This is a genomic window from Pseudoalteromonas sp. SG44-1 (assembly GCF_014164315.1).
In the GTDB taxonomy this organism is placed as follows: domain Bacteria; phylum Pseudomonadota; class Gammaproteobacteria; order Enterobacterales; family Alteromonadaceae; genus Pseudoalteromonas; species Pseudoalteromonas rhizosphaerae.
In genome coordinates this window covers 15,809-28,462 of record NZ_JACJEW010000033.1, presented here as the reverse complement: position 1 = coordinate 28,462, position 12,654 = coordinate 15,809, and the positions used below count along the sequence as shown (strand labels likewise).

Below are 12,654 nucleotides of genomic sequence, written 5' to 3'. Positions count from 1 at the left end.
GCGTTTTTTATCAAAATATTATTACGTGTTACTCACGCCATCATTACCAGAGCGACGACGTTGACCACTGCCACCAACAGATTGACGCTTAGCCCATGGGTTTTGTGTTTGCTCACCAGCGGCTTTAGCAGCAGGTTTTTTACCTGAGCCACCACGGCGTGGGCCGGTGCCATTACCGCCGTTATTATTTGGCTTTTTGCTATCAGACTTAGGTTTAGAAAAAGGCTGACCCGCTTTTTTAGGCTTTTTAGGTTTGATAGGTCGTGCATCAAGCTCTCTTTCAGGCACTCCTTTTGTTGGCTCAAAACCAGCTTCTTTTGCACGTGGGATCAATTCACCGATAAAACGTTCAATACCGTATAAGTCATCAGCATCTTCCGGTGTTACAAATGAAATTGCGTCGCCAGATGCACCCGCACGGCCGGTACGACCAATACGATGCACATAATCTTCATACACATTAGGCAAATCATAGTTAACTACATGTGGCAGTTCAACAATGTCTAAACCACGGGCAACAATATCCGTTGCCACAAGTACGCGTACTTCGCCACTTTTAAAGCCTTCAAGCGCTTTAACACGCGCGCCTTGAGATTTATTACCATGAATTGCAGCGCCAACAATATCATCGCGCTCTAACTGCTTTACTAAACGGTTTGCACCATGTTTAGTGCGGCTAAATACCAACACTTGTTGCCAATCATTAGTACGAATTAAATGACTTAACAAGGCGGTTTTACGTGCTTTATCTACCGCATAAACGCATTGGGTAACACTTTTTGCCGTGGTATTTTTTGCAGCGACTGAAATTTCGACCGGATCATTAATAAGCCCTTTCGCAAGCGCTCTAATATCGTCTGAGAACGTCGCTGAGAACATCAAGTTTTGACGTTTAGCCGGTAACTTGCTGATGATACGTTTAATGTCATGAATAAAGCCCATATCAAGCATACGGTCAGCTTCATCAAGCACCAACACTTCGAGGTTATCGAACTTCAAGGCATTTTGGTTATGCAAATCCATTAAACGACCCGGAGTAGCAACTAAAATATCTACGCCTTTGCGTAAACGCATCATTTGCGGATTAATTTTAACACCACCGTACACAACAAAAGAACTGATATTAGAATGCTTAGCATACTCTTCAACGTTCTCGCTTACTTGTAATGCCAGCTCACGGGTTGGGGTTAAAATTAAAGCACGAACTTGGTTAACCTTGGCTTTTTGGCCTGTTGATAAGCGCTCAATTAACGGTAAAGTGAAACCCGCTGTTTTACCTGTACCAGTTTGCGCTGCAGCCATAACATCACGACCTTCAATGATCGCAGGAATGGCTTGAGCCTGAATTGGTGTTGGCGTTTCATAGCCCTTTTCTAAAACCGCATTAACTAAAGACTGTGATAAACCTAACCCATCAAAACTCATATTTTCTCTCAATAATTTTAAGGCCCAATCGGCCAATGGCGCATTATACCGATCGTACGCAATAATGCATGGTATATTCACGTTTGAAATAGCGTCAGCCAAATTTAACTAGCCACATCACACTATAACTCACTAAAAAAACACAACCTTAAAAAAACAAAAAAGCGGCACTGTGGCCGCTGTTGAAAAGCTATCATCACTTGAGTGATGCTATTTAACACCTAACTCACGCAGACGCTCTTGTAAGTAACTGTCAGCAGTATAACGCGCTGATAACACCACATCTGGACGCGGGTGCAAAAATAACGGCAACGAAATACGTGACTTAGATGACGCTTTGCCAGTAGGGTTAATAACACGGTGAATAGTCGACGGAAAATAACCACCTGACGCTTCTTGCAACATGTCGCCAATGTTAATAATTAAACTGCCAAAATCGCATGGCACATCTAACCAACCGCCATCTGTTTTTTGTACTTGCAAGCCTGGCTCATTTGAAGCAGGTAATACCGTTAATAAATTAATATCACCATGTGCAGCAGCACGAATAGCGCCAGGTTCTTCATCACCTGTCATCGGCGGGTAATGTAATATACGTAATAATGTTTGCTCTGAATCAGCAATCATATCTTTTAAATCGATTGAAAACTTAGCACGCACATCCGCTGGTGCTTCAGCTTGCACCCAGCTTAACAATGTCGCAGCAAACTCATTGGCTAAACGATAATATTCGCGAATATCTGCTTCTAACTGCGCTGGTACACGGCCTTTTGGATAAACATGAAAGTATTCTTTAATGTCTTTAACTGTAAAGCCTTTTGCAACTTCTGATACCGAAGGCGGAAAGTAGCCATCTTGAGTGTCTTTAGAGAATAAGAATTCATGTTTTTGTTCAGAATTAAAAAAATCCTGCCAATTTTTATAAATTGATTCAACAAGAGACTGTGGAATTGGGTGGTTTTTTAATACACCAAAGCCCGTATTTCTAAGAGACTCAACAAATTGAGCGGCCGCATCGCTCGCTTTATAATCAACGGTAGGTAATTGCATGTTCGTATCCAATGAATTAAGTTGTTAAAAGCCTTTGCTAATCATAGCAGTTGCTCCATTGTAGCGCTTCGCGAGCATAATAAAACGGGCAAAAAAACATAAGGACTTATGTCCTCTTTAGCTGGGTAAGCGTTTATTACTTGATGCAAATCAAAATGTTGCTATTGTGGATAAAACGCCAAAACAACTGTAATTATAAACGCACTTTAATGGTCTATTCTTCACTAACCTCTTTCATTAAGCAAAGGTAACCTATGCGCCAAAAAATTTCGTTCAAAAGTGGTGATTTAACACTCGCCGGTCAGCTTGAAACACCCGCCAGTGATATTAAATTTTATGCCTTGTTTGCCCATTGTTTTACCTGTGGTAAAGATATCGCCGCAGCAAGTCGAATTAGCCGAGCACTCACTCAACAAGGTATTGCGGTATTACGCTTTGATTTTACTGGCCTTGGTAATAGCGATGGTGATTTTGCCAACAGTAATTTCTCATCAAATATCCAAGATTTAATTGCCGCGGCAGATCACTTACGTGAACACTTTAAAGCGCCACAATTATTAATTGGTCATAGTTTAGGGGGCGCAGCGGTACTTGCAGCTGCCGAACACATTGCTGAAGTACAAGCCATTACCACTATTGGCGCACCATCAGATGCGCAACATGTAGCGCATAACTTTGCCGCTCATCTTGATGAAATTAATAGCAAGGGCGAAGCCAAGGTAAATTTAGCAGGGCGAGAATTTACCATTAAAAAACAGTTTGTGGACGACATTGCCAATTACGACCGCAGCCATATCAGTAAATTAAAGCGAGCATTGTTAGTAATGCACTCCCCTATTGATGCCACGGTAAGTATTAACGAAGCTGAAAAGATTTACGCCGCTGCTAAACATCCAAAAAGCTTTATTAGCCTAGATAACGCCGACCACTTACTCACTAACAAAGACGATGCAGACTACGCAGCAGACGTTATAGCATCATGGGCAAAACGTTATGTGGATTTTGATAAAAACCAGTACAGTGCCAAACTTAGCAGCGGCAATGTATTAGTTGAAGAGAAAGATCATGTCTTTACTCAGCATGTAAGTACCAAGGATCATACTTGGCTTGCCGATGAACCACTAAGTGTTGGCGGTAATAATTTAGGCCCAGACCCTTATCACCACTTACTTGCTGGACTTGGTGCATGCACCGCGATGACTTTACGTATGTATGCAAGTCGTAAAAACTTGCCACTTGAACACATAAAGGTAGAACTGGACCACAGCCGTGATTATCACGCCGATTGTGATAACTGCGAGCAAACCGACAAACTCGAAGCCATCACTCGTAAAATCACCCTGGTGGGCGATTTAAGTGACGCTCAGCGCCAGCGCCTATTAGAAATTGCCGACAAATGCCCTGTGCATAAAACCCTGCATAACAACCCACTGATTGTAAGTGAGCTGGTTGATTAACAACAAACTTCCCGCTTAGGCATTTGATTTATACACCTGAAATTTGGTATTTTTATCATTTGCCTACCAACCACCTCCGCCACCTCCACCTCCTCCTCCGCCAGAAAAACCGCCACTACTGGAGAAGCCTGAACTCGACATAGAGGATGAAACACTTGAGTTTCCCAAAGCTGAATAACTCATTCCATCTACACAATTAAGAAATTCTGTCTGGTCAGAAAAACCACCTGAAAACCACATCGGTGTATATCTATAAGGATTGAGAGATTCTGAAATTTTCTTCTTTTTACGTCTTTTTTGTTTTCTAAATTGTCCTCTTTTAAACCTAAGAACATTATCAAATCGAGCACACCATTCATCATGCAAATCCAGCGAAATTGCATACGGTAAAAATTTCTCATATTCAGTTTCAGTGAGCAATAGATCGTCTTCAGGCAGTTTTTTAGCGGATATATATTTTCGTATTTGCATTGAACTTACCAGTAATGGCTTCCCGTATTGGGAGGGGCCGCGATTTAAAGATAATGCAGTTATACTAAGTAACAATAAAAAAGCCATCGAGATCGACAACAAGGGTACAAAACTACAAAGAAGCCACATCCAAGGAAGCCAAGTAATACATATAAGTAAGCACTTTTTTTCCCACTGTGGCTCAACATTCCCATCAGTGTCCTCAAAAATACTTTCGTAAATAGCCAACCATATAATGCACACGGGAGCAGTCATAAGAATAACAAGCGGCCCCCACAGAATATCAGTCCAATCTGAAACGCCAAATATCAATTGTAAGCTAACAAATACCGACGACAGAGCAACAGTAAAAAGTGTGTATTTAATATTCCACGTAAAAATACTTGTCGCTTTTAAGTCTTTGCTAATCGCACTAGAAAAAAGTTTAAAGAGTTCTCGATTTTTCTTTCTATTTTCACGGCTAACTTGGTAACTCCCACCCTGTTTAATAACCCAATCGAGAATACATTGTTCATTTTTTGGTAAAGGAGTGTTTGGTAGGTTTGTCTTAAGTGATAATGTTAATGTATGGGTATAAAATGAACCTTCTTTAATACCACTATCAGAGGGGAGGTATTCATATTTTATGCCTAGATAGCCTTTAATAGCTAAGTGAGTGCTGGCAGAAGTTAAATCTCTCATTGTACTATTTGAAAAAATTGCGTGGTTTAATATGTAATTAATTATTGCAGGGCTAATTTCACTGGGCACATCAGTAATATCTGGAGTATCGACATTTTCATCTGGATATATACCAACCTTACGCCAAGACCAATAAACAAAACCACCCACCGTACCCGAAAACGTGATAAGCAAAATCCACTCTAAAAAATCCAGTAAAAATATAAAATAAAATACCGAAGGTTGATCTATTATATCTTTAGGAAGCGCGAGAACAATTGTCATCCCCTCCCCTAAACCTAAGTCTTGCGTAGCAGTAAACCTAAATTGATTTTGTACTGGATTATCAACAATATAATTATCTTCTTTCTCTGTGTAAGAGCCGGTATAGGCTTTGTACTTTAGGACGCTGGTTTGTTCTGGTAGGTTAACTACAACCATTGACTTCTCTATTGAAGTTGCCCATTGATGAGGAATGGCATTAAAATATAACTCATCATAATTTTCAAAAAACCGAATTTCATCTGATAGTTGATAAGTAATAATAAAGCTAGCAGGCCCATAATCTAACTCTTTTTTAGGATCACCTACTTTTATGATTGCGTTGCCATTTGAAATGGTTGCTTGATAAGGTATTGATGTATTATTTAACTGAGCACTTAGCATCTTGAAGCCAGCTAAATATTCACCACCATAACGGCCCTCAAGTAATAATGGGATTCGTCTATAAATACCATGCTTGAATATATAACCACCGGCCGTTATATCAAACTGCTCAGTGACTATTAGATTGCCATTAGGTTTTACATCAATTGTTACATGTAATCCCGCTGTTGAATCAGCCTCCCTTGCTTCTGCATAAGAAGGCATCAACATAATTAAAAGTAAAAAAATTATGCTTCCTTGCAAAAAATATTTCATTGTTAATTTGCTCCTTTTAAACAACACTTATCTCTTCATTAGATGCTTAATATAATAAAAACTCTTTTATATTTTTTTTCACTTCATTTATTAAATCAGCAGGCCCACCATCATACATATCATTATGGTGTGAGTTCTCTATCGAAATCTGCGTAACCGGATACTGTGCTAATTCATCTTCATTGAGTAATACCTGATTATCCGCAGGGTAATCACTGCCACGAAGCGTTAAAACCCGAATGTTTTTATTGCGAGGTAACAACATACGCCGATGATCAAGCGTAATAATTTGACTCACTTGCTTAGGATAAATCGCCGCGTAAAGCGCGGCTATATCACCGCCATTAGAATGGCCAAATAACGTTAACCGCGTAAAATCATACTCTGGGTAGCGAGGGCTCAACTCGGTCACTAAAAATTTAAGAGTGACCACACCACGATGCCAGTTTTCCATACGAGTGGCCATATAAGGTGGCGTGCGGTTGAGCGCAGGATCGCTGTCTAATTCATGGGCTACAGCAATGGTTAAATAGCCCTTAGCTGTAAATATATCAGCCGCAAACTGATAGTCAGTATGCGCAATACCATATCCGGCATTAATAAATACCACAGGGCATTTTGTTTGTTGGCTACAATGCTCGTTATATGCTGGTAATGAAATATTTATCGGGATCGCGCGGTCACGCGCTTTATCAACAATCATTTCGCTGTTTGTTGCGGAACTGGCGACGGCACTGACTATGAGAAAGAAGAAGCTCACAAGGTACTTAAAAGGTAGTGGCATTAATTTGCTCGACTTATTTTATTTAAATTATAAAGTACTTTAAGCTTTTGAATATTAATTGCAATAAAACGAGGTACCTAAAACAGCAGAAGAGTTTTAAAGAAAAAAATAATTATTATAAATTTATGCGATAATAGTCGTATTGTCCTAACGTCTATTTAGAAAAGAACCTATCCATGAAATCATACAACAGCATCGAACAGCGTATCGATATTTTACAAAGCAGAATTGAAGCGTATCAAGATGAAATCGAAACGCTAGAAACAGAGCCAAAAAATAATAACGAGCGTATTATTTTCAAATTTATCGAAACAGGCAGCACCGGCAAGACTAAAGATTTTGTGCGTGAATTAGGCATTAAATCACCACGCGATAGTTTGTATTCATCAGGTGATGTATCAAAACTCATCAAAGATGGCGCCAGTGATATTTCCCCTGCATTACTTGAAATTGCCCGCGCACTTGCCAGCGCACGAAATAAAAATGGCCCTGCCTGCTAATTAAGCAATTAGATTAGCCGTGTCATAACGGCTAATCCACCAGCTCGATATCTAGTCCGCTGAGTAAGTTTAACGCTGCAAAGCGCTCAAACTTAGCCCGACTGACATTATTATTTTTAATATCAATATTAAAATGCATCGCACCGACAAAGTTTACTTTACTCAAGTTTGTTTGCTGAAACAGGCTATCTCTAAAATCAGTGTTACTAAAATCACTGGTAGCTAAATTAGCCTGTCTAAAATCAACATCTTTGGCAAAACAGTCCGTCATGATCAAGCCTTTTAACTGTAACTCATAAAACGAGCTATGACTAAGTTGGCAATTTTTAAAACTCACCGATGAAGTAAGTGACAATTGTGGCCAATTTACCTGCGCCCATTGAATACTGTTGAGCTTACAATCAACAAAGCTGACTTCTTCTAACGAACTATAACCCCAATTTAAATCGCTTAAATTACAGTTAATAAATTCACACTCAATAAAACGACAATTACTAAATTGACTATGACTAAAATCACATTCAATAAACTGGCACTGTTCAAACTCAATGTCACTAAAGCGCTGCGCGCTGGCAACACATTTTGAAAATTGCTGATCGAAATAATCGAACTCTTTAAACACTCGAATGCTTAACCTCTAAATCGTTTTTCAAAGCAAGAACTGCGATATAGATCAACCCAAAAATAGGAATAATCGCTAATAGCCCACCAATTACAGCAACAATAACCGGTGTTGTTGTTTTTCTTTTACCAAGGCGATAACTTATCCACGTAAAAAATGGGATGCATACTATAAATATCAAAGCCAAGAACTCACCAAGCAAAGTTGCACTAATACTCATTTACTATCCTTAATATATTTTTATTAAACCATTTTGATTACACCATAAAAAAACCCTTAAGCCTACACTTAAGGGTTTTAAATCAATAGTAAGATTAAGTGCTAATTAATCACTTATTCTGCTGATTTTTCAGCTTTTTCAACAACACTAATAGCAAGCTCTGTAAGCGAATCTGCATTTGCTTTACTTGGTGCGTTAGTTAACAAACACGACGCTTGGGTTGTTTTAGGGAAAGCAATCACGTCACGAATATTATCAGTACCACACAGTAGCATTGCTAAACGGTCTAAACCGAACGCTAAACCAGCATGTGGTGGCGTACCGTATTTTAACGCTTCAAGTAAGAAACCAAACTTGTCTTGCTGCTCTTGTGCATCAATACCTAGGATTCTAAACGCTGCTTCTTGCATATCTGTATTATGAATACGTACCGAACCACCACCTACTTCGTAGCCATTTAGTACCATATCGTATGCATCTGAAATAGCCGCTGCTGGGTTTGCTTCAAGTTCGCTTGCATTTACATCTTTTGGTGCTGTAAATGGGTGATGAACAGCATGCAATGTACCTTCGTCGTCTTCTTCAAACATTGGGAAGTCAACAACCCAAAGTGGAGCCCAGCTATTTAGATTAGTGATCTCTAAATCAAGGCCAATCTTAATACGTAGCGCGCCCATAGCTTCGTTTACTGTGTTGCGTTTATCAGCACCGAATAAAATGATGTCGCCAGTTTGTGCGTTAGTGCGTGCAAGAAGTTCGTTGATCACCTCTTCATTTAAGAACTTAGCGATTGGCGATTGCACGCCTTCAGCGCCTGCACCGCGGTCGTTTACTTTCATCCACGCAAGCCCTTTCGCGCCATAAATACCGATGAATTTAGTGTAGTCATCTAGTTGCTTACGCGAAAGTGATGCACCGCCTGGTACTGTTAATACAGCAACACGGCCTTTTTCATCATTGGCAGGACCAGAAAAAACTTTAAACTCGACGTCTTTCACTAAATCGGCAACGTCAATTAATGTCATTGGGTTACGTAAATCTGGCTTATCAGAACCATACAAGCTCATTGCCTCAGCGTAAGGCATGATTGGGAACTCGCCTAAATCCACGTCTAGCAATTGCTGCCACATTTCGCGGATCATTTTTTCTGTGATACCACGTACCTGAGCAGAGCTCATGAACGAGGTCTCTATATCGATTTGAGTAAACTCAGGCTGACGGTCAGCACGTAAATCTTCATCACGGAAACATTTAACAATTTGGTAGTAACGGTCAAAACCCGACATCATCAACAATTGCTTGAACAACTGCGGAGACTGCGGTAATGCGTAAAAACTGCCTTTGTGAACACGGCTAGGTACTAAATAATCGCGCGCTCCTTCTGGGGTAGCTTTTGTAAGTACTGGCGTTTCGATATCTAAGAAATTATTTTCATCTAAGAAACGACGCACAAAGCTGCTAGCTTTAGCGCGTAGTTTAATACGGTCACTCATTTCTAAACGGCGAAGGTCTAAGTAACGGTATTTTAAGCGACGCTCTTCAGAGTTTACCTGATTAAAATCAAGTGGCAACGGCTCTGAACGGTTGATGATAGTAAGGCCTGTGCCTAAAATTTCAACTTCACCCGTTGCCATATCTTTGTTGATTTGGCTGTCAGGACGTGCGCGAACTACACCTTTTAATTGTACGCAAAATTCTTGACGTAATGTATTCGCGGTATCCATTAAGCCTTCAACTTCAGGATCGAATACAACTTGTACTAAACCTTCTCTATCGCGTAAATCGACAAAGATAAGTCCACCAAGGTCACGTCGTTTGTTGATCCAACCACATAGTTCAACTTCTTGATCTACGTGAGTTTTATTTAGCTGTCCGCAGTATATAGAGCGCATAGTTTTCCTGTCAGTGTAAAGACGAATAGCCGCTTCCCCTAAGAATTGCTGTTTTTGAGGGAGAATAAGCCACTATTTATAAATCATTTTAGGGGGAGCATTATACCCAAGTTACTTGAAAATGCGAGCTCGGCAGCAGCTACTATGCTTTCAATTTATAGATTTGGTATACTAGCCAAAACACACAATCAGTTAACCGTTTTATGTTGTATTTAGGGTGTCCGCAGTGGTCAAGTACCGCGTGGAAAGGCAATTTATTATCAAGTCACTGCAAAAATGCCGATATGTTGCACGAATACGCACAGGTGTTTAATTCAGTCGAAGGCAATACCAGCTTTTATGCCGATCCTAGTGTTGAATCATTAAATCGCTGGCGTGATGCTGTCGGCAATGACTTTAAATTTACTTTTAAATTCCATCGACGCTTTAGTCATGAATTACAGCTTACTCATATCGATGACGAACTCACTGCATGGTTTAATTTATTCGAGCCAATATTGTCTCATGTTGGGCAAATCATGTTGCAGCTACCAAGTAGTTTTAGCCCCAAACAACTGCCGTTATTAGCACAGTTTATTGCCAAGCTCCCGACAGGTTTAAACTACGGCGTTGAAGTTCGCCACCCCGAATTTTTTAAGAAAGGCGCAGCCGAAATTGCCTTTAATCAGCTATTAATAGCAAACAATGTCAACCGTATCTCAATGGACACCCGCGCATTATTTGCAGTTAAGCCGAACACTGAAGCACTCATCGATGCCCAACAAAAAAAGCCCCATTTACCCGTGCATGCCATTGCAACAGGCAATCAACCTATGGCCCGCTTTGTGATTGCCGATTTAGATCATGACTATAAAAGCTATTACCAACCGTGGCTTAAAAAAGTAAAACAATGGCTTGATGAGGGTAAGCACCCGTATGTATTTTTTCATACTGCAGATAACCGCCAAGCACCATTATTAGCACGCGAGTTTTGCCAAGATTTAGGTTACCAGCACCCCGTGCTAAACCCTTTCACTGGTGAAAAAGAAGCCAGTCAAGCCAGCCTTTTTTGACTCGCGTTGAAAATTAATTAACTACAAAGAAGTATTGAATGAGTGATTTTAAACGCTATTTTAGCGGCTATCCAGAGCAAATTGTAACGCAAGTAATGCAGCTTATTGAAAATGATAAACACGGCGCGTATTTAACTAAAAAATACCCAAGCTCCCATAATATTACCAGTGACAAGTCGTTATACGCATACGCCACTGAGCTTAAAAAGCGCTATTTAAAAAATGCGCCACCGTTTGGCCGCGCCGCGTTTAAAAAACAAGGCGATATGGTCACTAACGCGCTAGGTACTCATACGTATCGTATGCAAGGTAAAACCCGCAAGCACGATTTAGCCATCAACAGTGATTTACTGCGTGCACCAGAGGAATTACTCAAAGCTTTAGTAGTACACGAGCTCGCCCACTTTAAGGAAAAAGACCACAACAAAAGCTTTTACGCCCTGTGCTGCCACATGGAGCCAAGCTACCATCAACTCGAATTAGATTTACGGATTTTTTGTGTACTAGTAGCTGAAGGTAAAAACCCTTACACATAAAAATAACTGAATCAAAAAGTACATAGCCGTACAGTTAACATATAAATACTATGCAAGATGAGTACGGGAGATTTCTTCATTTACCCAATGTAGTAATTGCTTTATCGCTTTTGAAAGTACCTGATTTTGCCTCACTATATAACCTAAACTGGTAGTTGGAAATTGCGGTAATGCGGTCACTGTAGTAGTTAGATTTGCTTTACTGCGCAGGGAAAACTCTGGCACGATGGCAACGCCAAACCCCGCTTCAGCCCAATCAATTTGCGCATCGACACTGCCCACTTCCATCACCCGGTAATTTGGTAAGTTTAAAGATGGCAAGGCACTATCGAGCAAGTCTCGGGTTCGCGTATCATGGCCGAGTAAGATTAATGTTGGCGGCTCAGTCAATGTAACATTGTTATCGTTTTTGGCTTGCTGCCATAACTTTAAATGATTACCTAATGCACACCATTTTATCTGCTGTAATTGCGTAAAATGCAGCGGCTCACTTTCTTTTTGGGCAATCACAAACCCTAAATCGGCTTCAGCACTTTTAACCAATGCTGACGCTTGCGAAGACGTTGTATTGAGCAAAGTAAAGTCAATCCCAGGAAACTGGCGCTTAAAAAGCTGAAAAGGCTCAATCAACAATAAACGAGAAATTATATCACTGGCGGCAATTGTCAGTGTGCCTTGGCTGAGATCATTAATCGCATTTAAGTCAGATTGGCAAACCTGTAATTCCCATAAGGTTTTTTGTCCAGACTCTAATAGCCGTAAACCTGCTTGGGTCAAACTAAAAGGATTACGTTCTATCAGTTTAACCCGTGTCGTTTTTTCTAACTGCTTAATATGCAAGCTAACATTTGGCTGTGTCATATGCAGCGCATTGGCTGTTTTACCAAAGTGCTTTAACTCAGCCAATGTGACAAAAGTTTTTAACCAGTGAATATCTAGCATCTTTATGACCTTAATGGTATGAAATCGATATGAAATTCTTATCAAGATAATAATTATAATTAATTTCTCTTATTTTAATAGAGCGCATACCATATTCGTTCAATCAATTTGGAGATTAAATT

At 40.1% G+C, this 12,654-nt stretch carries 12 protein-coding genes; 4 read left to right on the top strand and 8 right to left on the bottom strand.

The features are described 5' to 3' along the window. Positions 1-21: 21 nt before the first annotated feature. Both H5187_RS15230 and H5187_RS15225 read right to left on the bottom strand, forming a co-directional pair. A complete protein-coding gene (locus H5187_RS15230; RefSeq protein WP_182732235.1) occupies positions 22-1,425 on the bottom strand; it encodes a DEAD/DEAH box helicase in 1,404 nt (467 codons plus the stop codon). 210 nt (positions 1,426-1,635) lie between these two features. Next, entirely contained in the window at positions 1,636-2,475 is an 840-nt protein-coding gene (locus H5187_RS15225) for an isopenicillin N synthase family oxygenase (RefSeq protein WP_145242335.1), read from the bottom strand. 254 nt (positions 2,476-2,729) lie between these two features. On the opposite strand from H5187_RS15225, the gene H5187_RS15220 reads away from it, so the two are divergent. Beyond that, positions 2,730-3,932, top strand: coding sequence for a bifunctional alpha/beta hydrolase/OsmC family protein (locus H5187_RS15220; protein ID WP_182761635.1), 1,203 nt, complete (start codon positions 2,730-2,732; stop codon positions 3,930-3,932). Positions 3,933-3,995: 63 nt separating this feature from the next. On the opposite strand, the gene H5187_RS15215 is transcribed toward H5187_RS15220, so the two are convergent. Beyond that, positions 3,996-5,984 (bottom strand): DUF2207 domain-containing protein, encoded by a 1,989-nt coding sequence (locus H5187_RS15215; protein WP_182798011.1) that lies wholly within the window; start codon positions 5,982-5,984, stop codon positions 3,996-3,998. Between the two features lie 46 nt (positions 5,985-6,030). After that, a complete protein-coding gene (locus tag H5187_RS15210) occupies positions 6,031-6,768 on the bottom strand; it encodes an alpha/beta hydrolase (RefSeq protein ID WP_182798010.1) in 738 nt (245 codons plus the stop codon). Between the two features lie 176 nt (positions 6,769-6,944). Between H5187_RS15210 and H5187_RS15205 the strand changes: the two genes are divergently transcribed. Then, on the top strand, positions 6,945-7,268 hold the full coding sequence (locus H5187_RS15205; RefSeq protein WP_145242342.1) for a hypothetical protein: 324 nt from the start codon (positions 6,945-6,947) through the stop codon (positions 7,266-7,268). 31 nt (positions 7,269-7,299) lie between these two features. On the opposite strand, the gene H5187_RS15200 is transcribed toward H5187_RS15205, so the two are convergent. The 3 genes from H5187_RS15200 to aspS all read right to left on the bottom strand — a co-directional run bounded on the left by H5187_RS15200 (position 7,300) and on the right by aspS (position 10,002). Then, complete coding sequence (locus H5187_RS15200; RefSeq protein ID WP_149982949.1) at positions 7,300-7,890, bottom strand: pentapeptide repeat-containing protein; 591 nt, start codon at positions 7,888-7,890, stop codon at positions 7,300-7,302. Then, the gene (locus tag H5187_RS15195) at positions 7,883-8,110 is read right to left on the bottom strand and encodes a hypothetical protein (RefSeq protein ID WP_149982948.1); all 228 of its coding nucleotides are present in this window, start codon (positions 8,108-8,110) and stop codon (positions 7,883-7,885) included. Before H5187_RS15195 ends, H5187_RS15200 begins: the two co-directional genes overlap by 8 nt. A gap of 113 nt (positions 8,111-8,223) precedes the next feature. After that, positions 8,224-10,002, bottom strand: a complete 1,779-nt coding sequence (aspS, locus tag H5187_RS15190) for an aspartate--tRNA ligase (RefSeq protein ID WP_145242380.1) — start codon at positions 10,000-10,002, stop codon at positions 8,224-8,226. Positions 10,003-10,205: 203 nt separating this feature from the next. On the opposite strand from aspS, the gene H5187_RS15185 reads away from it, so the two are divergent. Together H5187_RS15185 and H5187_RS15180 are read left to right on the top strand one after the other, a co-directional pair. Next, positions 10,206-11,054, top strand: coding sequence for a DUF72 domain-containing protein (locus H5187_RS15185; RefSeq protein WP_149982947.1), 849 nt, complete (start codon positions 10,206-10,208; stop codon positions 11,052-11,054). A 38-nt stretch (positions 11,055-11,092) separates the two neighbouring features. Continuing rightward, entirely contained in the window at positions 11,093-11,590 is a 498-nt protein-coding gene (locus tag H5187_RS15180) for a M48 family metallopeptidase (RefSeq protein WP_149982946.1), read from the top strand. A gap of 48 nt (positions 11,591-11,638) precedes the next feature. Here H5187_RS15180 and H5187_RS15175 read toward each other — a convergent pair whose 3' ends face one another. Then, a complete protein-coding gene (locus H5187_RS15175) occupies positions 11,639-12,532 on the bottom strand; it encodes a LysR family transcriptional regulator (protein ID WP_145242350.1) in 894 nt (297 codons plus the stop codon). Positions 12,533-12,654: the final 122 nt, after the last annotated feature.